The sequence below is a fragment of the Halomicrobium mukohataei DSM 12286 genome (assembly GCF_000023965.1).
In the GTDB taxonomy this organism is placed as follows: domain Archaea; phylum Halobacteriota; class Halobacteria; order Halobacteriales; family Haloarculaceae; genus Halomicrobium; species Halomicrobium mukohataei.
This window is the reverse complement of the sequence record NC_013202.1, coordinates 2,223,115-2,248,498: the sequence shown is the minus strand read 5'-3', so window position 1 is coordinate 2,248,498 and position 25,384 is coordinate 2,223,115. Positions and strand designations below refer to the sequence as shown.

The 25,384-nt window shown below is 67.5% G+C and carries 29 protein-coding genes; 13 read left to right on the top strand and 16 right to left on the bottom strand.

Translation table 11 applies throughout. From position 1 onward, the window contains the following. Window positions 1-43: 43 nt before the first annotated feature. From HMUK_RS11245 to HMUK_RS11235, 3 genes are read right to left on the bottom strand one after another with little or no spacing between them, the layout of a single operon-like run. Entirely contained in the window at window positions 44-817 is a 774-nt protein-coding gene (locus HMUK_RS11245; RefSeq protein WP_015763286.1) for a DUF5803 family protein, read from the bottom strand. Continuing rightward, window positions 814-1,485 carry a DUF2110 family protein gene (locus tag HMUK_RS11240; protein ID WP_015763285.1) on the bottom strand — a complete coding sequence of 224 codons (672 nt, stop codon included), beginning with the start codon at window positions 1,483-1,485 and terminating at the stop codon, window positions 814-816. The genes HMUK_RS11245 and HMUK_RS11240 overlap by 4 nt, the downstream gene beginning before the upstream one ends. Next, the gene (locus HMUK_RS11235; RefSeq protein ID WP_015763284.1) at window positions 1,485-2,024 is read right to left on the bottom strand and encodes a transcription factor; all 540 of its coding nucleotides are present in this window, start codon (window positions 2,022-2,024) and stop codon (window positions 1,485-1,487) included. The genes HMUK_RS11240 and HMUK_RS11235 overlap by 1 nt, the downstream gene beginning before the upstream one ends. Before the next feature lie 102 nt (window positions 2,025-2,126). Here HMUK_RS11235 and HMUK_RS11230 point away from each other — a divergent pair, with 102 nt between their 5' ends. The 3 genes from HMUK_RS11230 to HMUK_RS11220 all read left to right on the top strand — a co-directional run bounded on the left by HMUK_RS11230 (window position 2,127) and on the right by HMUK_RS11220 (window position 5,143). Beyond that, window positions 2,127-3,536: a PQQ-dependent sugar dehydrogenase gene (locus HMUK_RS11230; protein ID WP_015763283.1), complete on the top strand. Its 1,410-nt coding sequence runs from the start codon at window positions 2,127-2,129 to the stop codon at window positions 3,534-3,536. A 267-nt stretch (window positions 3,537-3,803) separates the two neighbouring features. Continuing rightward, window positions 3,804-4,337, top strand: coding sequence for a phosphate-starvation-inducible PsiE family protein (locus HMUK_RS11225; protein ID WP_015763282.1), 534 nt, complete (start codon window positions 3,804-3,806; stop codon window positions 4,335-4,337). Between the two features lie 92 nt (window positions 4,338-4,429). Continuing rightward, a complete protein-coding gene (locus tag HMUK_RS11220; protein ID WP_015763281.1) occupies window positions 4,430-5,143 on the top strand; it encodes a ThuA domain-containing protein in 714 nt (237 codons plus the stop codon). Between the two features lie 30 nt (window positions 5,144-5,173). On the opposite strand, the gene HMUK_RS11215 is transcribed toward HMUK_RS11220, so the two are convergent. Continuing rightward, window positions 5,174-5,734, bottom strand: a complete 561-nt coding sequence (locus tag HMUK_RS11215) for a tRNA (cytidine(56)-2'-O)-methyltransferase (RefSeq protein ID WP_015763280.1) — start codon at window positions 5,732-5,734, stop codon at window positions 5,174-5,176. A gap of 24 nt (window positions 5,735-5,758) precedes the next feature. Then, on the bottom strand, window positions 5,759-6,415 hold the full coding sequence (locus HMUK_RS11210; protein ID WP_015763279.1) for a DsbA family protein: 657 nt from the start codon (window positions 6,413-6,415) through the stop codon (window positions 5,759-5,761). 143 nt (window positions 6,416-6,558) lie between these two features. Here HMUK_RS11210 and HMUK_RS11205 point away from each other — a divergent pair, with 143 nt between their 5' ends. Further along, the gene (locus tag HMUK_RS11205; RefSeq protein WP_015763278.1) at window positions 6,559-7,314 is read left to right on the top strand and encodes a DUF2797 domain-containing protein; all 756 of its coding nucleotides are present in this window, start codon (window positions 6,559-6,561) and stop codon (window positions 7,312-7,314) included. Here HMUK_RS11205 and HMUK_RS11200 read toward each other — a convergent pair. Beyond that, complete coding sequence (locus HMUK_RS11200; RefSeq protein WP_015763277.1) at window positions 7,307-7,789, bottom strand: hypothetical protein; 483 nt, start codon at window positions 7,787-7,789, stop codon at window positions 7,307-7,309. The genes HMUK_RS11205 and HMUK_RS11200 overlap by 8 nt on opposite strands. Window positions 7,790-7,897: 108 nt before the next feature. On the opposite strand from HMUK_RS11200, the gene HMUK_RS11195 reads away from it, so the two are divergent. The 3 genes from HMUK_RS11195 to HMUK_RS11185 are packed head-to-tail and all read left to right on the top strand — an operon-like array spanning window position 7,898 to window position 9,719. Then, window positions 7,898-8,929 carry a DUF7490 domain-containing protein gene (locus tag HMUK_RS11195; RefSeq protein WP_015763276.1) on the top strand — a complete coding sequence of 344 codons (1,032 nt, stop codon included), beginning with the start codon at window positions 7,898-7,900 and terminating at the stop codon, window positions 8,927-8,929. Next, on the top strand, window positions 8,922-9,254 hold the full coding sequence (locus HMUK_RS11190) for a hypothetical protein (protein ID WP_015763275.1): 333 nt from the start codon (window positions 8,922-8,924) through the stop codon (window positions 9,252-9,254). Before HMUK_RS11195 ends, HMUK_RS11190 begins: the two co-directional genes overlap by 8 nt. Before the next feature lie 39 nt (window positions 9,255-9,293). After that, complete coding sequence (locus tag HMUK_RS11185; RefSeq protein ID WP_015763274.1) at window positions 9,294-9,719, top strand: hypothetical protein; 426 nt, start codon at window positions 9,294-9,296, stop codon at window positions 9,717-9,719. Window positions 9,720-9,764: 45 nt separating this feature from the next. Here the strand turns inward: HMUK_RS11185 and HMUK_RS11180 are convergent, their stop codons facing one another. The 5 genes from HMUK_RS11180 to HMUK_RS11160 all read right to left on the bottom strand — a co-directional run bounded on the left by HMUK_RS11180 (window position 9,765) and on the right by HMUK_RS11160 (window position 14,051). Further along, window positions 9,765-10,115 carry a helix-turn-helix transcriptional regulator gene (locus tag HMUK_RS11180; protein WP_018258646.1) on the bottom strand — a complete coding sequence of 117 codons (351 nt, stop codon included), beginning with the start codon at window positions 10,113-10,115 and terminating at the stop codon, window positions 9,765-9,767. A 27-nt stretch (window positions 10,116-10,142) separates the two neighbouring features. Beyond that, a complete protein-coding gene (locus HMUK_RS11175) occupies window positions 10,143-10,877 on the bottom strand; it encodes an NRDE family protein (RefSeq protein ID WP_015763272.1) in 735 nt (244 codons plus the stop codon). Between the two features lie 24 nt (window positions 10,878-10,901). Then, on the bottom strand, window positions 10,902-11,420 hold the full coding sequence (locus tag HMUK_RS11170) for an acyltransferase (RefSeq protein ID WP_015763271.1): 519 nt from the start codon (window positions 11,418-11,420) through the stop codon (window positions 10,902-10,904). 67 nt (window positions 11,421-11,487) lie between these two features. Next, window positions 11,488-12,828: a phosphoribosylamine--glycine ligase gene (gene purD, locus HMUK_RS11165; protein WP_015763270.1), complete on the bottom strand. Its 1,341-nt coding sequence runs from the start codon at window positions 12,826-12,828 to the stop codon at window positions 11,488-11,490. 185 nt (window positions 12,829-13,013) lie between these two features. Next, window positions 13,014-14,051: a hypothetical protein gene (locus HMUK_RS11160; protein ID WP_015763269.1), complete on the bottom strand. Its 1,038-nt coding sequence runs from the start codon at window positions 14,049-14,051 to the stop codon at window positions 13,014-13,016. A gap of 266 nt (window positions 14,052-14,317) precedes the next feature. Between HMUK_RS11160 and HMUK_RS11155 the strand changes: the two genes are divergently transcribed. From HMUK_RS11155 to HMUK_RS11145, 3 genes are all read left to right on the top strand, one after another. Then, window positions 14,318-16,465: a thioredoxin domain-containing protein gene (locus HMUK_RS11155; protein WP_015763268.1), complete on the top strand. Its 2,148-nt coding sequence runs from the start codon at window positions 14,318-14,320 to the stop codon at window positions 16,463-16,465. Between the two features lie 51 nt (window positions 16,466-16,516). After that, window positions 16,517-16,798: a DUF7322 domain-containing protein gene (locus HMUK_RS11150; RefSeq protein ID WP_015763267.1), complete on the top strand. Its 282-nt coding sequence runs from the start codon at window positions 16,517-16,519 to the stop codon at window positions 16,796-16,798. Window positions 16,799-17,022: 224 nt separating this feature from the next. Next, entirely contained in the window at window positions 17,023-17,676 is a 654-nt protein-coding gene (locus HMUK_RS11145; RefSeq protein ID WP_015763266.1) for a trimeric intracellular cation channel family protein, read from the top strand. 12 nt (window positions 17,677-17,688) lie between these two features. Here HMUK_RS11145 and HMUK_RS11140 read toward each other — a convergent pair whose 3' ends face one another. Then, entirely contained in the window at window positions 17,689-18,072 is a 384-nt protein-coding gene (locus HMUK_RS11140) for a thioredoxin family protein (RefSeq protein WP_015763265.1), read from the bottom strand. A gap of 199 nt (window positions 18,073-18,271) precedes the next feature. Here HMUK_RS11140 and HMUK_RS11135 point away from each other — a divergent pair, with 199 nt between their 5' ends. Both HMUK_RS11135 and HMUK_RS11130 read left to right on the top strand, forming a co-directional pair. Further along, window positions 18,272-19,198, top strand: coding sequence for a PLP-dependent cysteine synthase family protein (locus tag HMUK_RS11135; protein WP_015763264.1), 927 nt, complete (start codon window positions 18,272-18,274; stop codon window positions 19,196-19,198). Between the two features lie 226 nt (window positions 19,199-19,424). Next, entirely contained in the window at window positions 19,425-20,384 is a 960-nt protein-coding gene (locus HMUK_RS11130) for a hypothetical protein (protein WP_015763263.1), read from the top strand. A 15-nt stretch (window positions 20,385-20,399) separates the two neighbouring features. Here the strand turns inward: HMUK_RS11130 and HMUK_RS11125 are convergent, their stop codons facing one another. The 4 genes from HMUK_RS11125 to cyaB all read right to left on the bottom strand — a co-directional run bounded on the left by HMUK_RS11125 (window position 20,400) and on the right by cyaB (window position 24,144). Then, window positions 20,400-20,873 carry a DUF5804 family protein gene (locus HMUK_RS11125; RefSeq protein ID WP_015763262.1) on the bottom strand — a complete coding sequence of 158 codons (474 nt, stop codon included), beginning with the start codon at window positions 20,871-20,873 and terminating at the stop codon, window positions 20,400-20,402. A gap of 41 nt (window positions 20,874-20,914) precedes the next feature. Continuing rightward, window positions 20,915-22,102, bottom strand: coding sequence for a tRNA sulfurtransferase (locus tag HMUK_RS11120; protein WP_015763261.1), 1,188 nt, complete (start codon window positions 22,100-22,102; stop codon window positions 20,915-20,917). A gap of 233 nt (window positions 22,103-22,335) precedes the next feature. Beyond that, window positions 22,336-23,538 (bottom strand): methionine adenosyltransferase, encoded by a 1,203-nt coding sequence (locus HMUK_RS11115; RefSeq protein ID WP_015763260.1) that lies wholly within the window; start codon window positions 23,536-23,538, stop codon window positions 22,336-22,338. Between the two features lie 60 nt (window positions 23,539-23,598). Then, the gene (gene cyaB, locus HMUK_RS11110) at window positions 23,599-24,144 is read right to left on the bottom strand and encodes a class IV adenylate cyclase (RefSeq protein ID WP_015763259.1); all 546 of its coding nucleotides are present in this window, start codon (window positions 24,142-24,144) and stop codon (window positions 23,599-23,601) included. Window positions 24,145-24,276: 132 nt separating this feature from the next. Between cyaB and HMUK_RS11105 the strand changes: the two genes are divergently transcribed. After that, window positions 24,277-25,239 (top strand): FKBP-type peptidyl-prolyl cis-trans isomerase, encoded by a 963-nt coding sequence (locus HMUK_RS11105; protein WP_015763258.1) that lies wholly within the window; start codon window positions 24,277-24,279, stop codon window positions 25,237-25,239. Window positions 25,240-25,384: the final 145 nt, after the last annotated feature.

Here is a 25,384-nt window from a genome sequence, read left to right as displayed (position 1 = left end):
GCGGCGTTGGTCGTCACCGAGTAAAAGCCTCTCGTCGTCGCGGCTACCGCATGCCCGGCGGCGGCCCGTCGTCGCCGAAGTCGTCGCCGTCCGTGTCGATGTCGATGGCGGTCTCCTCGCGCTTTCGTTTCAGCGACTGGATCTGTCGCCAGTAGTAGACGCTCCCGCCGATCGCCAGGACGATCCCACCCCCGAAGACCGAGCCGAAGATCAGCAGGTCACGCTGGAGGTAGTAGCGCACGCGGATCGTCTGGGCGGTCACGTTCTCGTAGGTCAGCGTCATCCGGTTGTCCGTCACCGATCGCTCGCCGGCCGGTGGGTTCACCTGCGAGAGCAGCGGGACCCCGACGCGAGCCCCCGGCGGAAGGGTGAGGTTCGTCGCCCCCTCGACGAACACCGGCGTCGAGTAGCGTTTGCCCTGTCGAGGCGCGGTGAACGCGACCTGTCCGGCGGTCTCGTTGGGTACGTCGATGATGGTCCGCTCGCGGGTCTGGCTCACCGACAGCGCCGAGTGGTCGGCGGTGACGACGGTCCCGTTCGGATATCGGTACTGGAGCGCCCTGATTTCGAGGTGGGTCTCCTGGCCCAGCGCGTCGCGCTCGTACACACGTAGCTCCGAGCGGTTCTCGGTACCGTACACGTGGGCAGAGGCGTTCTTTTCGAGAGTGATGGAGGCGTTGACGCTCGAATCCCAGTCGTAGTCGGCGGATTCGTTGAGCTGCTGGGGGTCCGGTTCGCCCGGCCCGAGAAGCGAGGTACAGCCACTCAGGGCGACGAGTGCGAGCACCGCAGCGAGCACGAGACCCCGACGCCTCATGGGACGATACAGAGCAGCTCCGAGGGCAGGTACTGGCCGATGCTGGACACCAGCCCCGGCGGATCGGTCTCGTCACGGCAGACGATACTCTGTTCAAGCAGGCCGACGCGCTCGACGGTGACGATGTCCTGGGCGTGGCCGGCGCGGTTGACGGTCGCTCGAACCTCTGCCCGGGTCGCGCTGTTGACGTTGACGCGGCCCTGGCCTCGGGTCCACTCGTACAGCTCGTCCTGGGCGGCGTCACTGAGCCGTGGCGGATCGTCGTTGACGAACTCCAGCGGGAGATGCTGGACAAGTCCGAAGCGGGTCCGGACCTGTTCGGGACTCCCCCGGCCCAGTCCGATCTCGTCGGCCGGAATCCGGACGGAGTCGCCGTGGCCGACGTCGAGGACGAACCCGTCGTCGTCCCAGGAGTCGAGCGTGCCGACGTAGGTCTCGCCGGCTTCGAGGGTCGGGACGATCTCGCCGAACTCCTCGCCCAGGAGGTTCCGGGCGATCGTCTCGTCTGGCCCCGTGATCGTGACGCTCGGGAAGTCGTCGTCGCGGATCCCCACGTCGTACTCCACGTCCAGATCCGCGAGTTCGTTCCCCACGAGCGAGGTCAGCGAGTCGAGCGCACGCTGGCGAGCGTCGCCGTCGACGTACAGCTTCGTTGCGAGTACGACCATCAGGCTTCGGCGTCCTCTCGTTCGTGGTCGACGTTGAGTTCGTCGCGGAGCTTCGCGATCCGTTCGTCCATGGCGTCGACGAGTCGCGTGTTCTCCATCGATTCGACCTGGTCACCGCACTCGGGACACTGGAAGCCAAACTCCATCGCCTCGTCGAACTCGAAGCGGATGCCACAGCGCTCACAGAGGTAAAACTCGTTGTCTCGCTCGTACGATTCGCGGTCTTCGAGCGCGTCGAGCAGGCGGTGCATCTCCTCTTCGAGCTTCTCCGGGATGTTCTCGTACTTGAACGTCCAGAGGTAGGTGAGCCACCCCGAGTCTTCGTCCCGGAGTCGCCGATACGACGCCAGGTCGTTCTCGTAGAGAATGAACAGCGCCCGACGCACGTCGTTGAGCTCCAGTCCCAGCTCTTCGGCGAGTTCTTCGTCGGTCACTTCGCCGTCCGGCGGCGCGGCGGCGACCGGCATCCCTTTCGGTCCGACGAGTTCGTGGAGGTATTTCTGTATCACAGGATCCTCCAGGAGGTCCTCAAAAGCCATTGTATGCTCTTCGGGCCGTCGTCCGGTTAAGTTTTAGCTTTCCCGTACGACTCCCGGGGTCGAAACCGCAAGTACGATATATTTTTAGGAGAGCCAAAGTCCATGGGTGGCAATCGAGCCAGCAGCAGGGGGATCAGTCGCCGTCGGTTTCTCCGACGGAGCGGTGCGATCGTCGGCGTCGGCCTCGTCGCCGGTTGTACGGGATCGAATCCGAACGACGGCACTCGAACGACGAGCGAGGGCGGTACCGACACGCCGGCCGGCCCCGCGGCGCTCGGATACGATCTCTCGGTGACCCACGAGCTCACAGAGTGGGACCGCTACGATCCCGACTGGGAACCGCCGAGCGACTCGCCCCGAGAGGAGTACACCGCGGAGGTGCTGGCGACCGGGCTCGAAGTGCCCTGGGACCTCTCGTTTGCGGGCGAAGACACGCTGTTCGTGACAGAGCGGACCGGCCGTATCACCGAGTTCGACAGCGGGACGCTGCGGACGGTCGCCGAGCCGTCCGACATCATCGACGCAGCCGCGATCGAGGCGGGCTCCGACGAGAGTCGGTGGCGGCTCACCGGCGGAGAAGGCGGTCTGCTCGGCGTCGCCGCCCACCCGTCGTATCCGGATCCGCCGGTCGTCTACGTCTACTACACGGCCGAGACGAGCGAGGGGAAGCGCAATCGGGTGGTCGCCTTCGACGCCAGCGCACCAGCTCCCGACGAGACTGTCGTCCCGGTCGTCGACGAGATCCCGGCCGACACCTACCACAACGGCGGTCGGATCGCGTTCGGACCGGCCGACTACCTGTGGATTACGACCGGCGACGCCGATCCCGGACTCGAACACACGGAACAGACGAGAGACCCCGCCTCCCTGGCCGGGAAAGTCCTCCGCGTTCGGCCCGACGGGTCGCCACCACCGGACAACCCCGACAGCACGTCGGACGCCGACCCGCGCGTGTTCACCTACGGCCACCGGAACCCCCAGGGTATCGACTGGCTCCCGGACGGGACCCCGATAATCACCGAGCACGGACCCGGCGCTGGAGACGAGCTCAACGTCCTCAGGCCGGGCGTCGACTACGGCTGGCCAGTGGTCCGGAACAGCGGCGATCACGAGCGATACCCAGAGACCGAGTTCCAGTCGCCGGTCGCGGACGCCTCGTCGTGGGCCCCGGCCGGGGGCGTGTTCTACACCGGCGAGAGCGTTCCGAGCCTGCGGAACCGGTTCGTGTTCGGTGGCCTGATCAGTCAGCGAGTCACGGCCGCGACGATCACGCCCGCCGACGGGCCACAGCCCGCAGACGGACACGAGCGACGCCACGATGCCTCGTGGTACGACGCCGACTACCGGGCCGGGACCAGCGGGCTCCTGAGCGAGGAACTCGGCCGTGTCCGCCACGTCGAACAGGGACCGGAGGGCGATCTCTACGCGATCACGTCGAACCGTGACGGCCGCGCGAACGGACCGTTCCCGCGCGACGACGACGATCGACTGGTCCGGATCCGTCCGGCCTGACTCCGGGGACTGTCCGCCGAGGCGCTGGCCCGAGTATACGGACGGTCGTCGGAACGTACCGGCGAGCGTCTCCGTCCCGTGGAACGATACGGAGACGGGGCAGTACGAGCTGGGAAGACGGTAGTAGAGGAGCGGTACCAGCAGACGAGGGCACGGGAGAGTTCTGGAGCGAGGGACGGTCCCGGCGCGACAAATGGTATATGTGTCCAAGACACGTACGAGACGGTGTATGTTTGACAACGGCCCTCGGAAGACGGGTCTGGACGAATGAGCGGCGACGAGCAGCCCTCGCCCGCTCAGAGCTCGTCTGATCCCGTCGAGAGTGGATCTTCGGTGTCGCTGGGAGAGCGGTACTCACGTGTCGTGGATCAATTCGTCCACGGAGTCGAACTCGCTGCCGCGACGGTCTTTGCACTGCTCTTTGCGGTCGGGGTGTTCGACCTGATTCTGGAGATACTCGATACCGTGCGATCGGGCAGGATCACCGATCCGCTCGTCGTCATCAGGTTCATCGACACCGGGCTCCTCCTGTTGATCATCGTCGAGGTGTACCAGACGGTGCTGGCCTACGTCGAACAGAACGACACCCGGAGAGTCGTCAGACTGGTCATCTACACCGGTGTCATCGCGATGGTTCGGAAGGCCATCATCTTCCGCACCGGAGAGTACGCCACGCTGGAGGACGCCGTGTTGGCCGCCGGGTCGTACGCGATCATCATTCTCGCGCTGGTCGCGCTGCTCTTGGTCGAACGGGTCTACGGGAACGACTCCCTCCAGTTGTCCGACGGCGAGTCCGCGTAGCGAAGGTGTCGACGAGAGCCGGCCACCGAAGTGTCAGGACACCGCTGTGACGGGCCGCCAGACTTTTCCACACGTCCCGACCGAGGTCACGCATGGTCGCTGTCACTGTCTGGAACGAGTACGTACACGAGCGGGAGAACGACGCCGTCGCGGAGATCTACCCCGACGGCATCCACGAGACGATCGCCGACGCGCTGGCCGAGCGCGGCCACGAGACGCGAACGGCGACCCTGCAAGAACCCGAGCACGGCCTCACCGAGTCGGTGCTCGACGACACCGACGTGTTGCTCTGGTGGGGGCACGCCGCTCACGACGAGGTCGCAGACGACGTGGTCGAGCGGGTCTGTCGCGCGGTCACCGACGGCCTCGGCCTGCTCGTGCTCCACTCCGCGCACTTCTCGAAGCCCTTCCGTCGACTGCTGGGGACGCCCTGTACCCTGAACTGGCGAGAGGCCGGCGAGCGTGAGCGTCTCTGGGCGATCGATCCCGACCACGCGATCCTCGACGGCATCGAGACGCCGATCGTCGTCCCCGAGGCCGAGACCTACGGCGAGCCGTTCGGGATCCCACAGCCCGACGAACACGTCCTCAGCTCCTGGTTCGAGGGCGGCGAGGTGTTCCGGTCCGGCGTCTGCTATCGCCGCGGCAGCGGCCGGATCTTCTACTTCCGGCCGGGCCACGAGACGTACCCGATCTACCACGACGAGACGATTCAGGACGTGCTCGCGAACGCCGTCGAGTGGGCCGCACCGACGGATCGCGGCGTCACGCAGTGGGCCAACGTCAACGTCGACGCCAGCGAGTGAGCGCGACCGGCGGCTCCCCGCCCTCGGCGACTACTCGTCGGCTGTCTCGGCCGCTTCCTCGGCCGGGACGACCCGCTTTCCCTCCGGCTGGGGCTGGACGACGCGATCCGCGTCTTCCCACTCGCGGTCGAGTTCGCGCCCCTCGAAGAGTCGATCGAGGAAGACCGCCAGCCCGGCGACCTCTGAGTGGGGCTGGTTCGTCACGCCGACGTTCCAGTCGGCCCGCTCGTACACTTCGAAACTGACCTTCTCCGCGCCCACGACCAGCAGCAGCGGCTCGCTGCGGTGGGCCGCGCGGATCTCGCCTTCGACCTCCTGCACCGGGAGGCCGTACATGGTGAGGTGGGCGATCGAGCCCGACCAGTCTTTCAGGAAGCGGTTCGGTTGCTCGGTGACCTCGACATCGAAGGGGCCGCCGAAGCGGTCGGTGATGTCCTCGACGGTGTCCTGCCGGCTCGCGCCCGCGTTCGCGAGGACGAGCCGATCCGCACCCAGGGCCCGAGCCGTGAGTCCGACGTGGGTCGTCATCCGTTCGTCCCGGCCGGGACGGTGGCCGAGTCGGAGGACGGCGACCTCGGGTTCGCCTTGCATACCCGAGAGGAGGGGCGTCGGCCGTTAAGTGCTGTCGGACTGGGCCGCGTCGATCGCGGCGCTGAGTGCCTCGTAGCTGGCCTCGACCTTCTCGCCGTCGACCAGCGCCGTCGGCGTCCGGTCGACCCCCGCGTCGATGCCGCCCTCGCGATCGGCCTCGATGGTCGCCTCGTAGGCCTGCTCGACCGCTGCGGTCTTCACCGTGGACGGGTCCGCGTCGACCTCCCGAGCCAGCGACGCGTAGCGGTCCGGACCCAGCGAGCCCTGGTTCTCGAACAGGAGGTCGGCGTACTCGAAGAACGCCTCGTCGCCGACGCCGTCCTGTACCGCTCGGGCCGCGTTCGGAGCCTCCAGAGAGACGCTCTGATCGACCGGCAGAGGGAAGTCGTGGTGTTCGTACCGGATCGCCCCGCTGTCGACGTACTCAGAGCGGATGTCGGGGTACACTTCCTGGTTGAAGGTCGCACAGTGTGGACAGGCGAAGTCCTCGTAGACGGCGACCGTCACGTCGGCCTCGGGATCGCCCGCCACCGGCGTCGAGATCGAACCGGTCGTCACCGTCGCCGTTCCGTCCGGTTGCTCGGAGCCACCACTCGAGGAGTCGAGACAGCCCGCGAGCGAGGCGGCCGCCGCACCGCCGGCCAGCAACAGCGAGCGCCGCGTCGGAGAGTGCTCGTCCATAGTCGGCAATCGGGGTTCGCGCACTTTAGTTTCGCGGTCTGTGTGCTGTAGAATCCGCGCCGAGAGCGGGGGCGAGTCCGACGCGGGCGTCGGGGACGGCGACGATCCACGGGTATTTTGCCCGCCACCACGTAGCCGCCGCCGTGCAAGTCGTCGGCTATCGCGCTCGCGTCGACGAGTCGGCCGCGCTCCTGCTCGGTACCGACGGAACCGTTCGAACGGAACCACTGGAGCCCGGCCAGCAGGTGTCGTACTCGCTCGGCGAGCGCCACTGCGCGGGCACGATCGACGAGGGAACGCACGTCGCTTGCGAGGAGCCGACGGCACCCTACTGTGACAGACACACTGACCGCTGGCCCTGTGCGCGGTGTCGCGGGGACTGTGCGATGCCACTGGAGAGCTGTCACGAGGAACACGCCGTCTACCTGGCCGCCTTCGCCCCCGCGACGTTCAAAGTCGGCGTCACCCGCTCGTGGCGGCTCGAACGGCGACTGCGAGAACAGGGGGCTGACCGGGCGGCCCACCTCCGGACCGTCGCGAACGGACGAGTCGCTCGCCAGATCGAGGCCGAGATCGCCGCGACGGTGGGCGACAGCGTCCGGGTGCAAACGAAGATCGAGGGGCTACACCGATCGGTCGAGGAGGCCGCCTGGCGGACGCTGCTCGACGAGTTCGAGCCGATCGAGACGTTCGAGTTCGAGTACGGGCTGGCCCTGACCGACCGCCCGATCGCCGAGACGCTGCTGTCCGGTACCGTCGTCGGCACCCAGGGGCGTCTCCTCGTCGTCGAGAACAGCGGCGGAACCTACGCCGTCGACCTCCGGGACACCGTCGGCTACGAGGTCAGCGAGGACAGCGCCGATCGGCAACTCCAGGCCAGCCTCGGCGCGTTCAGTTGATGCTGGCGTCGGCGTCAGCTGGGACGGTGGTACTCGCGGTCCCGTTTCGTCCCGTGTAGAGCCGGGCCACGCCGCCCGCGAGGAGGCAGGCGGCCCCCAGGACGAGCCAGTACGGTTCGGCACCCAGTACGAAACGTCCGGCGTCGCCGCCAGCGACCGAGAAGCCGGTGTACAGCGACCTGTCGGCGGCGTAGTAGCCGACCGCTTTCGCCGCGTAGAACAGCACGACGCCGCTCGCGGCGACCGCTGCGAGCGCGGCCCGCCGCCACCGGAGAGAAGCGACGACACCGAGAACGCCGACGACGGCGACGCGTGCGAGCAGGCGCTCCTCGTGATTGAGCGGGCCGCCCCAGCCGGTCTCGACGGTCGCGTCGTACATCGGCCGGAACTGCAGCAACTCCTGGTGAATGCCGACGACGACGGCGGCGAGGCCGACGACCGAGAGGGCGATCGAGAGGGCAGTTCGTCCGTTCATGTCGTTGGGGTCTCACTGCGACGGCATGAATTTTGCCCCCACCGACCGAATTGCACACCGAGTCGGTTAGTCAGAAAACATTTATGACTCCGTGGAGGGCACTGGGACGTGCAACGCGAAACGATACTCACCGGCGGCATGGTCGTTCTCGTCGTCGCCATGCTCGTCACACCGCTCGCGGTTCCCGGGGTTCTCGACGAGCCCGACGACGAGAACGTCCGTCCGAGCCACCTCCACCTCCAGACCGAGGACTCGACGATCAACGTCACCTCGGTGCCCGGTCGGACGGCGAACCTCCAGCTCGACACCCGGCTCGTCCATCGCGGCGGGCCGGCGCGAAACGTCACGCTCGAAGTCCGCGCGATCGACGCCGAGTCGGGCCTGCTGGAAGATCAGGTCCACGAGTCCGTCGGGAACGTGACGGGTGAGCGATCGATCTCGGTGCTGACCGACCTCTCGGTCGAGCGCCAGGGCGGCTATCGCATCGAGACGATCGTCTACGAGGACGGCGACCGCGTCGCCCGCGGCACGCGGACGATCAGCGGCGTCCAGGCACTGACGCCCGACTACGCCGACTCGACGGTGACGTTCGAGCGGTACGAGAACTCCCCGGCAGACATTCCGACGATCGCCGTCGATCCGACGACGACGAGCGACAACCGCTCGGAGCTGTCGGTGACGGCCGCACTGACCAACGACGGCGATACGGAAGCCGGCGACGTGACGCTGCGACTCCGGGCCCGCCAGGCCGAGTCGAACCTCGTCGCCGCACAGTCCCGACAGGAGGTCGGCTCGATCCGTCCGGGCCGGACCGTCGAGCCCGGCACGACGCTGACGGTCCCCGACGGCTACAACTACTACATCGACGCGATCCTGCTGCGTGACGGCGTGGTGATCGACACCGCCATCGGCGTCGCCAACCTCGATCCGACCCGCGTCGTCGAGGCCAACGAGACGCGCCGAGAGGTCGAGTTCGACACCGGCGACTTCGACGACGAGACCACCGACGGGGGAGACGCTGGCCGACGGGAAGAGACCAGAACGACCACTGGTAGCGGTCCCGGCTTCGGCGTCGCCCTCGCCCTCGTGGCACTGCTCGCAACCGCACTGCTGACTGCACGGAGACAGACCAATGAGTGACGACGACACCGGCGGCGCGACCGAGGCACAGCACGACGACGAGCCGTTCGAGAGTCCGGCCCAGCGTCGCAACGACGACGAGGACGACGAGACGGCGGCGTCCAACACCGGCCAGCGAGTCATCGACGCGCTCCAGTGGGCCGCCTTCGCCATGCTGATCCTCGTGGCCCTGATCGCGACGCTGCAGTTCTACTTCGCGGCCTCGAACGCGATCCGGAACTTCGTCACGCCGGACTACCGGCCGCTGTTCCAGGCGATCTTCAATCTCGTGATCCTGCTGGCCAGCGCGCTGGGCCTGTCCGTGCTCGTCCGTCGGATCACGTAGACGACAACCCTTTTCCGACCCGCACGCCAACGGCCGTCCATGGCAGAAGACGACCCTGAGGAGAACGAATCGCCGGCAGACGAACCCTCCGACGCGGGCGGGGACGAGGAGAAGTCCTTCCGCGAGCGCGTCGAGGAGATCCGTCAGGAACGGGCAGAGGAACGCGAGGGCGAAGACGGCGAGATGAGCCGCGAGGAGCGCATGGAAGAGATGATGGGCGGTGGCGGCGGCCCGCCCGGCATGGGCGGCGGCGGTGGCGGCGGGAACCCCTTCGCACAGATGATGGGCGGCATGATGGGCGGCGGTCCAGGCGGCCCCGGCGGTGCCGGCGGCATGGGACCGGGCGGTCGAGAAGAGGAGAGCGGCGACAACGAAGAGCTGACCCGCGAAGTCCGAAAGCTGCGCGACGAGGTCCACGACGTGCGCCGCACGCTCGACCGGATCGCCGACGCGCTCGAAGACTAGCGCTTCGAACAGTCCGTTCTGCGTTTTGCCGTTCGAGAAGCGGCGCTACTCGTTGTACGCGAGGCTCATGACCCACTGCGAGAAGGCGTCGCTCCGGGCGTCGACCTCTTCGTCGCCGATGAACGGCGAGAGCTGATCGCCGGCCATCAACAGCGAGAAGTCCAGATCCCTGGGTGCCGGCGTGAGGTGGTACGTGTTGTGCCCCTCGTAGATGGTCTCCTCGCGCTGGATCAGTTCCTTGTCCGCCAGCGAGTCGACGATCCGACTCCCCTTGCGCGAAGACACGTCCAGTTCCTTCCAGAAGTCGCTCTGGTGGATGCCACCGGACTCTCTGATGAGTTCCAGGCCGGCACGCTCGTCGTCCGAGAGCTCCTCCTCGATGGCTGCCATGCTCATATACTCCGTTATGGGAGGGTCGGCCGCTTAAACCTGACCTTCGACCGGACGATACGCAGTCTCACAGGGCGGTCCGTCGGCGTAGCGGAACCACCGCTCGTCGCCGAGGACGACGAGCGACGACGAGCGGGTGCCGAACCCCTCACCGTGGACGCAGACGCCGTAGTCGTGGTCCGCGACCGTCTCGGCCGCGCGGTCGAGCCACGAGCCCCCGTTCTCGTCTGGTTCCGGCTGGAGGGCCCGGACCAGTCGACCGGCGCTGTCGGCCTGGCGCTGTGCCGCCGCCCGTCGATCGTCGGGCATCCGGTAGTCGCCGTCGGCACCGACGTTGACGACCACGTGGACACCGGGAGTCAGCGTGCGAACCGAGAGGGTCCCGTCCCACTCGGTGTAGACGGCCGCGGACGCGTCGGCGACGACGAGGTTGAACCCCTGATACTCGTCGGCGTCGACGGCGCGCTCGACGAGACGAGCAGCGTCCTCCGCGGATCGCTCGCCCAGCGCGTCGCGCACGAGCAGGCCCCGAGAGCGCTCGCCCGCGAGGTCGGCGTCCGTCCAGCGGTTGGTGACTGCGACGAAGACGCCGTGCTCGTTGTAGCCGATCCACGTGCCGCCGGCTTCCGCGTCGGTCGGTGCGACGGCCCGTGCGCGCCAGTCGCGGACGGCGGGCGGATTCGACTCCCGGTCGAGCCGTTCGTCACGGTTGGCAGCGACGACGAGTGGCTGTTCGAAGACCTGCCAGGCGAAGACGAGCGTACACACGACCGGAGGTAGGGTCCCCGAGGGCTAAAGGGTGCTGTCGGTTCCGTCCTCGTCGACCGGCTCGGCCGGCGCACCGACGACCGTCGTCTCCGGCGGAACGTCTGCCGTGACGACGGCGTTGGCACCGACCTTGGCGTCGTGACCGATCTCGACGCCGGGGAGGACGATCGCTCCCGCGCCGATCATCGCGCCCTCGCCGACGACGACCTCACCGGTCCGATACTCGTCTCTGAGGAACTCGTGACACAGCAGCGTTGCGTCGTAGCCGACGACCGCGTGGTCCTCGATCGTCAGCAGTTCGGGCCAGAACACGTCCGGAGTGGCCGTCAGCGCCAGCGAGACCCCCTCGCCGACCGTCGCGCCGAGTCGACGGAGCAGCCACCGCTTGAGCGCGAGGCTCGGAGAGTACCGCAGGGTCCAGACGACGAGGAAGTTCACCACCAGCCTGAGCGGGTGCTTGGCCGACGGCCAGTGGTGCAGGGAGTTGTGCGGCCCCGGTGTCGCCGTCCGGTCGAGGCGGTCGTGTCGTCGTGGCCCAGTCACGACCGACCGTTCGTCAGGAGCCGTCTAAAAACCCGCGTCGTCGCGGACGGTTCGATCTCGGCCCGCGTTACTCGCCGCGCAGTTCGTTCACGTGGTCGATCCGCTGCTGGACGAGGTCGGGCTTGCCGATGTCGTGGCGCATCCGGACCCCGTCCTCGCCGGCAGCGTCGAGGGCCGCCTCCGCGATCTCCTCGGCCTCGGTGATCGTCTCCGCCAGGCCGACGACGGCGAACGACCGGGACGTCGTCGTGTAGATGCCGTCGTCGCGCTCGTCGACGCTGGCGTAGAACAGGAGCGCGTCACCGGCGCTGTCTCGCGGCTCGTCGCCGCTCGACCGTTCCGTGGCTTTCGCCACGCTGTCCTCGTCGATTTTCACTTTCGCACCGGCTTTCGGCTCGGTCGGGTAGCCCTCGGGGACGGCGTACTTGCAGACCGTCGCCTTCGGGGCGAACGAGAGCTGTGGCAGGGGCTCGTCCTCGCGGGCCGCCGTCAGCACGTCGAGGAAGTCGGTGTTGAGGACGGGCAGCGTGTTCATCGCCTCCGGATCGCCGAAGCGAGCGTTGAACTCGACGACCTTGATCCCGTCGGCGGTGAGCATGAACTGCCCGTAGAGGACGCCCTTGTAGTCGTCCAGCGCGTCGACGACCGCCCGGAGCACGTCGACGGCCTCCATGTAGTCGTCTTCCGACATGAAGGGCAGCTCCAGTCCGGCGTCGGAGTAGCTGCCCATCCCGCCGGTGTTAGGCCCTTCGTCGCCCTCGTAGGCGCGCTTGTGGTCCTGTACGGCGGGCGTGACCCGGAGCTGACCGTTGGCGACGAACGCCTGGACGGTGAACTCCTCGCCGACGAGGCGCTCCTCGAGGACGACCCGATCGTAGTCCGCACTCCGGAGATGCTCTTTTGCCTCCTCGGCGGTGACCTGGTCGCCGATGACTCGGACGCCCTTGCCGCCGGTGAGCCCGGCCGGCTTGACCGCGAGGTCGCCGTCGTAGTCGTCGATGTACGCGCAGGCGGCCGCCATGTCGTCGAAGGTCTCGAAGTCTGGACAGCCGGGAATGTCGTGTTCCCGCATGAACCGCCGCTGGAAGGCCTTGTCCGTCTCGATGCGAGCCGCGTCCTGCCGGGGACCGAACGTGTACACGCCCGCCTCGTCGAGCGCGTCGGCGACGCCGGCTTCGAGTGCGGCCTCGGGGCCGACCACCGCGAGGGTCGCGTCGACCTCGTCGGCGTAGGTCCGGACCGCCGTCGGGTTCGTCGTGTCCAGCGTCTCGAACCCGTCGGCCAGCGCCGCGATTCCGGGGTTCCTGTTGCCGGCACACGCGTACAGTCGGGCCTCTGATTCGGCCAGCGAGCGGGCGATCGCGTGCTCGCGGCCCCCGCCACCGATCAGCACCACGGTCTCTGTCATACCTGAGGGGGCGACTGGGAGGGGCCTAAACCTTGCCTTTCCCCTCGCGTCGGCGGCTGCTCCGTATCTCACGGCCGCCTTCCCGGACACCGACGATACTCCGTCTCATACTACCGGCTGTCCGTCTGTGACGAATGTCGCGACTCCGTATCGCGAATCTCGTGACACAGTGACAGCCGGCAGTATCAGTCCAGGCTGTCGGGCGTGTCGTCGCGAGCGAGCCACCGCTGCATCGCCGTCAGCAGGCCGTCGTCCTCGTCGGTTCCCGACCCGCAACGTTCTCTGTCCGCGGGATCGACCGGCGTGTCGTCTCGATCGTACCACAACTCCATCGCGGTCGGGTTCTCGGTCGTGTTCTCACACTCCCACGCCGGGCCGTCGTCCGAGCCGTCGTCCACGAGGTCGCTGCGCCAGAGCTCTCGGTCGTCCGAGTAGTGCTGGTTCGTATCGTAGTCGTCACCGCCGCCATCGTCTCCGTCGTCATTGTCGTCATTATTGTCATCGCTCCCGTCGCCATCGTCCGCACCACCGTCGTCACCGCCGCCATCGTCTCCGTCGTCCTCGTCGCCATCGTCCACACCACCGCCGTCTGGGTCGTCTCCGTCCGAGCTATCGTCGCCCGTCTCACTGCCGTCCGTCTCGTCACTCCCATCGCCGTCGCCGCCGTCGCTGCCGCCATCGGTGTCGTCGCCGTCCGATCCGCCACTGCCGTCGCTGCCGCTGTCGCCGTCGACCGCGTACGTCGTACAGTCGCCCCCTGCCTCGACGTGTCCTGCGCACACGCCACAGGCGTCGTTCTGGTCCAGGGCCGCCACGATATCGTCGACGCTGTCGTAGGCCGACGCGGCGCAGTCGTTGGGGTTAACACACAGGCTACACGAGCCGCTCGAATCGGTAGTTCCGCCCCGGACGACGTTCTCTTCGAGCAGCCCGACGATCGCCTCGTCGGCCGACGCCTCGTAACAGTAGCTCTGCCAGCTCCAGGGCACGTCGACGCCGCTCGTCGCCGTCATCGGGCGACAGGTGAAGCTCCCGTCGACGGCGACGACGGCGAAACTGCCCTCCGTCCCCGTACAGACGCGATCACAGCCCTCGAACTGGGCCTCGTGTGCCGCTGCAGTGCCGCTGGCGGCGAGCAGCCCCGCGGTCGCCGCTCCGATCGTCTTCAGCACGCGTCGTCGGTCGACGCCGTTCTCGTCGGTCGCGTCGTCTGTTGGACTCATCGGTGGTACCCTACTCGGCGTATCGATTTCGTAATGGGTCGTGTACGGCCGGTAAGTCCGCCACTAATCGGTCAGTTCAGTGACCCCAGATCGAAGGTAGTCGGCTATCGATCGGACCAAACTGTAGCGGCCATGAAAGCCAACCGACAGCCGATCGTGGGGCGACAGTGCGACCGAGAGACATCGTGTCACCGGTCACGTTCGGACGCGGATCGACGACCCCAGAGACGGACAGGCTTTCCCGTCTGCCACCCGGACGGTCGGCTATGAGCAGCGACTCGGGTCCGACGGACCGGAACCGCCTCGACGAGGCGGAGAGTCCCTACCTCCGCCAGCACGCGGACAACCCCGTCAACTGGCAGCCGTGGGACGAACAGGCACTCGAAACCGCCAGAGAACACGACGCGCCGATCTTCCTCTCGATCGGGTACTCGGCGTGTCACTGGTGTCACGTCATGGAAGACGAGAGCTTCTCCGACCCCGAGACGGCGACGCTACTCAACGAGCACTTCGTCCCGATCAAGGTCGACCGCGAGGAGCGCCCGGACCTCGACGCCATCTACATGAGCATCTGTCAGCAGGTGACCGGCCGCGGTGGCTGGCCGCTGTCGGCGTGGCTCACTCCCGACGGGGAACCATTCTACGTCGGGACCTACTTCCCACCCGAGGAGCGCCGCGGGATGCCGGCGTTCGGTCAGCTGCTCGAAGACATCGCGGGTTCGTGGTCCGATTCGGAGCAACGCGAGGAGATGTACAACCGCGCTCGGCAGTGGACCGACGCCATCGAGAGCGACGTCGGCGACGTGGGGCAGCCGGGCGACGTGCCCGACGACGAGGCGCTGCAGGCGGCCGTCGACGCCGCGATTCGGGCCGCAGACCGCGAACACGGCGGCTGGGGGAACGGCCCGAAGTTCCCACAGCCGGGGCGACTCCACTACCTCATGCGCGAGGTCGCCCGTTCGGACCGCGACGACGTGCGCTCGGTCGTCACCGAGACGCTCGATGCGATGGCCGACGGCGGGCTCTTCGACCACGTCGGCGGCGGCTTCCACCGCTACTGCACGGACCGGGAGTGGGTCGTTCCCCACTTCGAGAAGATGCTCTACGACAACGCGACGCTCCCGCGAGCCTACCTCGCGGGCTACCAGCTCACCGGCGACGAGCGGTACGCGGAGGTCGCTCGGGAGACGTTCGCCTTCGTCGAGCGCGAACTCACACACGAGGACGGCGGCTTCTTCAGCACGCTCGACGCACAGAGCGTCCCACCCGCCGGCCGTCGCGAGGACGCAGACGCCGAGCCCGAGGAGGGCGCGTACTTCGTCTGGATCCCCGATGAGGTCCGCGCGGCCGTGGACAGCGAGACGGCGGCCGACCTGCTGTGTGACCGCTTCGGGATCACCGAGTCGGGCAACTTCGAGGGCAAGACGGTGCTGACCGTCGACGCCTCCATCGAGGCCCTGAGCGAGTCCAGCGGCCTCGAAGCGAGCGACGTCGAGCGCACGCTGGCAAGCGCACGCGAGCAGGTCTTCGAGGCACGCGAGGAGCGGCCACGCCCCGCACGCGACGAGAAGGTGCTCGCGGGCTGGAACGGACTGATGATCACGGCCATCGCGGAGGGCGCGATCGTCCTCGATGATGTCGATCCGGACCCGGCCGCCGACGCCCTCGCGTTCGTCCGCGAACACCTCTGGGACGAGAGCGAGCAACGGCTGGCGCGGCGCTACAAGGACGGCGACGTGGCGATCGACGGGTACCTCGAAGACTACGCCTTCCTCGCTCGCGGCGCGCTGACGCTGTTCGAGGCGACCGGCGAAGTCGAACACCTCGCCTTCGCTCTGGACCTCGCCCACGCCATCGAGCGAGAGTTCTGGGACGCGGACGACGGCACGCTGTACTTCACCCCGACCAGCGGCGAGTCGCTGGTGGCCCGCCCACAGGAGCTCACCGACCAGTCGACGCCCTCCAGCACCGGCGTCGCGGTCCAGGCGCTGCTCTCGCTGTCGGCGTTCGTCCCGCACGATCGCTTCGAGACGATCGCGGCGGGCGTCCTGGAGACACACGCCAACAAGATCGAGGCGAATCCGATGCAACACGCCTCGCTGGTCGTCGCGGCCGACCGGTATCTGCGGGGCGACCTCGAACTCACGCTGGTCGCCGACGAGGTCCCGGCGGAGTGGCGAACGACGCTGGCCGAGACGTACCTCCCGGACCGACTGCTCGCGTGGCGGCCGCCGGGCGACGGCGACCTCGACGCGTGGCTCGACGTGCTGGGGCTGGACGATGTCCCACCGATCTGGGCAGATCGGACCGAGCGCGACGGCGAGGCGACCGTCTACGCCTGCCGCCAGTTCACGTGTTCGCCGCCACAACACCACCTGCGGAACGCGCTCGACTGGGCGACAGAGCAGGCGTGAGACGGCGCACCGTCTCCGGATCGTCTCCGTCGGCGTGGCCGCCTTCGAGCGGTGCGTAACGTGCTCGACCCCTTCTCACTGCTGACCGAAGACGATGCGTCGCCGGACGTGACGGCTGCGACCGTCGGCGAGGTCTCGCGGGGGACGTTCTGGGCGTTCGTCGCCGCGCTGGTGCTGTCACAGTTCGGGCTCGCCGCCGTCAGCCTCGGCGCGCTGTACGGCGTCGTCCTCGGCCAGTGGTCCCTGGCCGGTGCGCTGGTCGCCGTCGGTGTCGCCGCGCTCGCCGGTGTCGGCGTGCTCTACTGGTGGCACCGGACCGGGAGGAGCGAGTAGGAAAACCAACCCGAATCCGCCACACCGTCGTCACGGCCGTCCGACGATGGTCGCCGGCAACAGATCCACCGACGCGCGGGTCACTCTCCAGATCGCAGGCCCCTGCGGGACAGTTGAACCGGACGGTCTAACACTGCCGGCTGTCACAGATGGACAGCCGATCGTACGAGGTGGCGTTCGCTGATACGTAGCACTCAAGAGAGACACCCACAAAGGCGAACGTAATGGGTCAGAGCGCCCTCCAGACACTGTTCGGCGATCCGTTCGCGGTGATGAACACGATCGGTCTGGTGGCGTTCGCACTCGTCGGGGCCTCGAAAGCGATCCGCGAAGAGTTCGACCTGTTTGGCATCACCATCGTCGGATTGGCGATGGCGTTTGCTGGCGGGGCGACACGCGATCTACTCGTGACCCGAATCCCGCTTGCCCTCCAGTCGCCAGTCGAAATCGGACTGGGACTGCTCGGCGTTGGCCTGGCCGTCACGCTGAGTATCGTTCTGCCGACGCCAGATACGCATCCGGTGACGGTCGTCTCAGATGCCATCGGCTTGGCGGCATTTACGACGGCGGGGGCGATCGTCGCCACCGAAGCCGGCGTGTCAGCCTTCGGTATCGTTGCTATCGGGACGATAAACGCCGTCGGAGGCGGAGCATTTGCGGATATTTTACTCGACCGACCGCCGTTCATCCTCTTCGAAGACTTCTACGCGAGTTGCGCAGTCCTCGGTGGCATCGCGTACTGGCTTGCGGGCACGGTCGGTGTGGCCGAGGGCACTGCTGCTGGCGTGTGCGCGGGGGTAGTTGTGGTAACGCGGTTGGCTGCGGTTACCTTCAGCTGGAATCTCCCGACCGTCCAAACGCTCAGATGCAGCGAGTGACAGCCGGCAGTATCAGTCGAGTGCCGCCTGGATCTCCTCGGCGAGAGAGACGGCAATCGGAACGTCGGCGTCCTCGACGAAGCGTGCGATCTCCTCGCCGTCGCGTTCGACCACCACGGTCGGGATGTACTCGATCCCGTACTCCTCGACGCCCGGGCCGGTCTTCGAGCCGTCGTCTTCCTTCTCGGTCTCGTGGTGGACGACGTTCTCTTCGGGGACCTCGGCGGCGTCTAGCGCCGCGCCGAAGTCGGGCAGTTGCGAGCGGCAGTCCTTGCACCAGTCGCCGCCCCAGACCTTGTAGACCAGTTCGTCGCGGTGCTCGGCCAGCACGTCGACGGTGTCCTCGTAGGCACCCTCCGACCAGACGGGGTTGGGTTCCATCGTTGTCAGTGGCATACCCCGGAGTAGCGCCCGGAGTCGCTTAACGCTCGCGCTCTCTCATACGGTTTATTGTAGTTGCTTACCGGTGATCGTCGCCACGGAGTAGACGATCACCGGTAAATCGCTACAATAATCCGTATCAGTCGTCACCGGTAACGGCACGCCATGCTGGTGACGGGGAGGGTTTTAACCGGGGACCGTCAAGAGGGCGGTAATGAACGAGACAATCCTGGAGACGCTGGGGTCGCCGCTCGTCTCGGTCGCGGCTCCCGAGGGAGCGACGGTCGCAGCCAAGGTCGAGTCGTTCAACCCCGGCGGTTCCGCGAAGGACCGACCGGCGCGGTTCATGATCGAGGCCGCCGAGGAGGCCGGCGAGCTGACCGAGGGCGACGCGCTCGTCGAGCCGACGAGTGGCAACACGGGGATCGGGCTCGCGATGGCCGGCGCGGCCAAGGGGTACGACGTGCGCCTCGTGATGCCGGGCTCGAAGTCGCCCGAGCGCCGCCAGATAATGGCAGCCTACGGCGCGGAGATCGAACTCGTCGACGGCGACATCTCCGCAGCGAAGGACCGTGCCGACGAACTCGAAGCCGAAGAGGGGTACGTCCAGCTCCGGCAGTTCGAGAACGAGGCCAACCCCCGGGCACACTACGAGACGACGGGGCCGGAGATCGTCGAGCAGGTCGGCGACCGGACCATCGACGCGTTCGTCGCCGGCATCGGCACGGGCGGGACCGTCACCGGCGTCGGCCGGCGGCTCCGCGAGGCGTTCCCGGACGTGGACATCGTCGGCGTCGAGCCGGCCGACAACGCCGTCCTCTCGGGCCAGGAGCCCGGGACCGGCGAGGACAGCTTCCAGGGGATGGGGCCGGGCTTCGTCAGCCCGAACCTCGACGTGGAGCTGCTCGATTCGGTGACGACGGTCGAACTCGCCGACGCCGAAGCCGAGTGCCGACGGCTGGCGCGCGAGGAGGGGATCCTCGTGGGCCAGTCCTCCGGGGCGTCGAACCTCGCCGCCAGAGAGAAGGCCGCCGAGTTGCTCGACGAGGGCGTCGCGGACCCGCTCGTCGTGACCGTCTACTGGGACAGCGGCGAGCGCTACATGTCGACGGGGATGTTCGACGAGTACAGTAGCGATTGATACGGACGGTTGTAGGAATTTACCGGTGAGCGTCTACCCCGTGGCGACGCTCACCGGTAAGCAACTACAACGTTCCGTATGAACGGATTCACACACCGATCGCACTGCCGTCGTGCGGTCGGGTCTGCATCGACGTTCGATGGCCGCGACAGTCCCCTCCGAGGTCGCCTCGACCGCGTTTTGAGCCTCCACAAGGAGTTTATCAGTACGGACGGCAGGGACGGGTATGCAACGATCTCGCCGCCGCGTCCTCGCAGCCAGCGCCTCGCTGCTGGCGGCCGGCTGTGTCGGGACCGATCCGGAGAGCGACCGCCGGGACCAGCGATCGCCGACTTCGAGCCCGAACGGCTCCGAAACGGACAGCTGTACGTCGGGGATCGTCCTCACGACCGGGCCGTACGCACCGGCCGCCGACCTCCCGGCCAACCTGAACGAGACGGAGCGGTCGATCGTCGAACGGGCAGCCAGCGACGGGCCCGCGTCGTACACGACCGACGGCGCTAGCCCCCTGCGTGACGGCGTGATCGTACGCCACGACGGCGCGTTCTACCGGACGAAATCCGAGATCGTCGCCGTCGATGCGATCCCGGCCTACGAGATGGACGTGTCCTGGGAGGAGGGACAGACCGCGCCCGACGGCGCGACGGTCGTCCACTTCGAGGAGCTGCCCGAATCTGACCGGGCCGCGCTCGAATCGGCAGCGTTAGATCCCGAGTCTGAGGGCGAGGGAGACGGGCTCCCACAGCGCCAGCTCTCGATCCGAGCGTACCCGGCACCCTACCCCGACGGCGAGACGGACTCGCGGCTCGTCGGAAGTCGAACCTGGGTCCGGTGGCGAGACCGGACGATGCGCGTCGACGTGGCCGGCGACTCCGAGGGGACCAAAGAGCGGCGAACGTTCGAGTACACTCTCGAACGGGTCGCCGCGGACGAGTCCGCGCTCCGTTCGTTCGCCGCCGAGCGGTATCTCGTCGCGCTCGACGACCTGCCCGAAGCCCAGCGGTCGATCCTCACCGCCGCGATTGACGGCCGCTACGAGGAGTGCGCCCCGGCGTCGACGGCGCTGTCGGCGCTCCAAGAGCGCCTGTCCGAGGTCGAGCAGCTCCCCCACCCGAACGACGACGCGTGGTACGTCGCCCTCGACGGAGAGCGGTCGCTGCTCCAGAGCAGAGAGTGGGTCCGCTGACGGTCGCCGGCAGTCTCACGCCCCGAACTCGTCTCTCGACACCCTGACGACCACCGTCTCGTCGACCGCACGCAGATCGTACTCGGGGATCGAATCGCCGGTCCGCGTCACCAGCATCGGCTCGACGAGCCGGGGTTCAGCGTCGTCGTCCTCGGGCGGTTCGACGCCGTACACCTTCAGGAAGCGGTCGCGTTCGTCCTCGTCGACGGCGTCGTCCCGCATCGCCGTCGCCAGCGACCGCGAGAGCCACTCCGTCTCGCTGACCGACGGTTCGAGCACCATCGCAGCGTCGGTAAAGCGGACGAGATACCAGTTGAGGTCGTTGCAAAGCGCCACCGCGGCCCCCAGGCTGACGGTCTCGACGGCCAGGGTGTTGGCGAACGGCTCCCGAATGTCGTAGGTCGCCAGCGCTTCCCGTGCGGTCTCGCGCGAGAGCAGTTCGTACCGGAGGTTGCAGTCCTCGGAGCCGACGAGACACACTCGCGCCATCGTGCTATCCGAGACCGTCGCCGGGGATAGTGGTTTCGCTCTCAGCGGTCGAGGGCGACGACTTCGGCGCGGTCAGCGACGGCCCTCGCACGCTCGAACAGGTCGTCCGGTTCGCGTTCGCGGACGGCGTGCAGGTCGGCGTTCGTCTCGGGCAGCGACGGCGCGACGCGGTTACAGCCGGTCGGGATCGTCGACGCCTCGAAGGTCCCGATCTCGCGGGCCAGCTGCGTGATGTCGGCCTTGTCGGCGGTCAGGTTCGGCCGGAAGACGGGACAGTCGACGGCCACGTCCGTCACCGCGAGGTTGGCGCTCGTCTGGCTCGACTTCTGTCCGATCGCCTCGCCGGTCGCCACGCCGACGGCGTCGGTACGCTCGGCGACCCGGGCCCCGACGGCGAGCATGAACCGCCGCAGGGCGAGCATCCGCCGTGCGTCCAGCTCGTCTGCGAGCCGCTCCACGACGGCCCCTCCGTCGGCGACCCGCACCGAGAGGTCGACGTTCGGGACGTAGCTGGCGAGCGTCTCGGCGGTCGAGAGGGCTCGCGCGCGGTGGTCCGGACCGCCGTACGCCCCGAGATCGACGTACACCGGCACGACGGGACAGCCGCGCTTGAGCAGCTTCCAGGCCGCGACGGGAGAGTCGATTCCCCCGGAGAGCAAGACGACGACGGGCTCTTGAGTCCCGACGGGAAGCCCGCCGGGACCCGCCTGCTTGTCGAGAAACAGGTACGCGACCTCCCGACGACACTCGACGTGGAACGTCAGGTCCGGCTCGTCGAGATCGACCGCCGGATCGCCGCCCGCCGCTTCGATCGCGGCCCACACGGCAGCGCCGCCGTCGGACTCGATGTCCTCGCTGGAGAAGTCGTGGGCGGACTGCTGGCCCGCCCGGCGGGCGTCGACGGCGAAGGTGCCACCGTCGAATCGCTCGCGCGCGATCGCTGCCAGCCCCTCACAGATGGCGTCGAGCGTCGGCTCGGTGCGGACGGCAGCGCTGGCAGAGACGACGCCGAAGGTGTCTGTCGCGGCCCCGACGGCGGCGCTGGGCTCGTCGCTGTGGACGAACAGCCGCGTCCGTTCGCGCTCGACGGAGCCGTCGACGCCGCGATCCGCGAGCAGGGCCGAGAGGTTCCGCGCCAGCCGCTCCTCCATGGATCGACGGACCTGCTCGCTCTTGGTCCCGATCTCGCCGTGGCGAACGAGGACGATGTCGGCTCCCGGCGGGTGCATACCGATGTTTGACCGATCCGCGATAAAGGAATGTCGCCTCAGACCGCGCTCCGCGGGTCACTCCGTTCTCTCCTGCTCGCAGTTTTCGAGGCCCGTCGCTCCCGTCAGTCGCTCCGCGCCTCGCCGCTCGCGTGTCGTCCGCTTCGCTCACTCCCGCTCGCAGTTTTCGAGGCCCGTCGCTCCGCGCCTCGCCGCTCGCACTCGGAGACTCCTCCCGTCGGTCGGAGTCTCCCTTAGAACGTCGACAGCTCCCCATCGACGACGCGTCGGGTGACGTTGGTCACGTCGGCCAGTTCGTCGTCGATCGCGGCCTCGACCTCGTCTTCGATGTCGGCGACGGTAACGCCGTCCTCGGTGACCAGTTCGGCGTCGGCGACGTGGGGTTCGTCGATCGGCGATCCGATCTGAGAGAGCAGTCTGATCTGGAGTTGTTCGATGCCGTCGACCTCGTCGACGACGCTCTTTGCGATCTCCGTCGAGAGGAGGTTGTAGATCTTCCCGATGTGGTTGACCGGGTTCTTGCCGGAGGTGGCCTCCATACTCATCGGTCGGTTCGGAGTGATCAGGCCGTTCGCGCGGTTGCCGCGGCCGACGGAGCCGTCGTCGCCCTGCTCGGCGGAGGTGCCGGTCGTCGTCAGGTAGATCGACCCCTCTTCGTAGTCGTCGGCGGTGTTGACGTGGACCGTCACCGTGCGATCGGTGAACTCCGTGGCGAGGTCTTCGACGTATCGGCGGACGCTGGCGACGGCGTCCTTGTACGCTTCGAGGTCCTCGATGTGTCGATCCACCATCGCCGCGGCGACGGTCACGTCGATGTGGTCGCCCTCGCGCTTGCCCATCACCTTCACGTCCTGCCCGACTTCCGGGTGGTCGACGGAGTACTCGCCGTTGAGCCGTTGCTCGGTGGCCTTGACGATCTGCTCGGTTTCCGAGAGCGGTGCGTGCCCGACGCCGTAGCTCGTGTCGTTGGCCATCGGCACGGAGCCCTCGTCGCCGAACACGTCCTGGAGGTCGCCGCTGCCCTCGCCGAGGCGAACGTCGACGACGATGTCCGTCCCGACGTCCAGATACGGGAAGTTCGCTTCCAGGTAGTCCCGGGCCGCTTCGAGCGCGATCGTCTCCGCGGGAATGCGCTCGCCCTCGTAGGACTTGGTCGCGCGTCCGACGATCAGCAGATAGATCGGCTCCAGTACCTCGCCGCCGCCGAAGGCCGGAGCGGCGGTCCCGGCGACGAGCTGGCTCTCGTCGGTGTTGTAGTGCAGGACCGTTCCGAAGCGGTCGAGGTACGTCTGTGCGAGGGCCCGCGAGACCGTCTCCGCGACGCCGTCACAGATCGAGTCCGGGTGACCGATTCCCTTTCGCTCGACGATTTCGACGCCCTGTTCCTCGACTGCCAGCCCAGAAGACGGCTGCACGTGGATGTTCCGATCTGTCATTGGTACTGCGTTCGATGTCCCCGGTTCTATAACTTGCGGAAACCAAACCTCCCTATCTGATTACTCTCCTGCATCACCGTCGTCGAGCAACAGCCCGAGGTACGAGGTCCGGATCTGCTCGTCGGGATCCAGTCCGAGATCGCGAACGAGATCGGCTGCCCCCTCGCGCGCGGCGTCGATCTCCTCGGCCTCGGTCTCGACCTCGACGAACGAGCCCGCGCCCGCCACCGTGTCCAGCGTGACCGTGTAGCCGTCGAGCCGATACCGGTCGCGCTCTTTGCGAACCGTCGCCGCGGCCGCGAACCCGACCGACTCGAAGATCGCCGCCGCGTCGTCACCGTCACCGACCGCGGTCTCGATCTCCTCGCGGGTCTTCGACGCCGCGTCGACTTTGGGTCCCTTGTAAGTCATCACCGCCGAGGACTCGCCGTCGACGGTCTCGCGACGCACCCGCAGTGCCTCGTCGGTCTCGGCGAACTCTCTGTGGGGCGCGTCGTAGTAGGTGTCTGCCTGTTCGACGGTGCCCAGGAACGTCGCCCCGAGCTCGTCGAGTCGCTCGCGCACGGGCTCGTGGTCGGTCTCGACCTTGAGTTCGACCTCGTACATACCCCGCAACTGACCGCCAGGGGATAAAACGCATTCGAGAACCACGAGAGTGTGTGCGATATCTGGCTCCATCCGCCCAGGTCACGCAGCCGAAACGTTGTTCTTAAGAGTGCAACGCCAGACCGATAGGGTATGAGCAACGAATCCGAGGCCGACGCGGAAGAAGAACTCGAAGAGCAGGACGCAGAAGAATCAGCGGCCGATGAAGAGGAAGCCCAGGGCTTCGAAGCGGGCGACTTCGTCGAGATGGCCTACACCGCACGCACCGTCGAGGGCGGCGACCTCGTCGACACGACGGACCCGGAAGTCGCAGAAGAGGAAGGCGTCGGCGAGGACCAGGAGTTCGCACCGCGAACGATCGTGCTCGGCCAGGGCCACCTGTTCGAGGCCGTCGAAGAGGACGTGTACGGTGAGGAAGTCGGACACTCCGGCACCGTCACCGTCCCCGCGGCCGAGGCCTTCGGCGAGTACGACGAGAGCGAGGTCCGAACCGTCGCGGCCGACAAGATCCCGGAAGACGACCGCTACCCCGGTGCACACGTCGACGTCGACGGCGAGCACGGCCACGTCGAGACGATCATCGGCGGCCGCGCACGCGTCGACTTCAACCACCCGCTGGCCGGCGAGGACATCGAGTACGACTACGAGGTCCTCAGCGAGGTCGAGGACCGCGAAGAGCAGGCCCAGGGCATCCTCTCGATGATGCTCGACATGGAGCTCGACGTGTGGTTCGAGACCGACACCGTCGAGGAAGAGCAGCTCGTCGAGTCCGACGAGGACGACGAGGACGCCGAACCCGAGACCGAGACCGTCGAGGTCGAGAAGGACACGCTCTACATCGAGGCGACGCCCCAGCTGACGATGAACCAGCAGTGGATGATGGGCAAACAGCAGATCGCCCAGCAGCTCACCCAGCTGCTCGACATCGACCGCATCATCGTCCAGGAAGAGCTCGGCGGTGGCGGCATGGGCATGCCCGGCATGATGGGCGGCATGGGCGGTGCCGGCGGCGCTGACATCGAGGAAGCGCTCGAGGACGCCGACGTCGACGCCGAGGAGATCATGGAAGAAGTCGAAGGCGCGGCCGACGAGTAAGTCGCTCCGATCACTCACCCTGTTTTTTCACGTCCCCCAGTCGCGTCGCTGTCGCGCAATCTACCGGTCGTTCCGAACACCGACACCGAGAATCGAGCGGCGGTATAGTAGCCATTGAAAATCAATGCACACCCGATCGCACGAC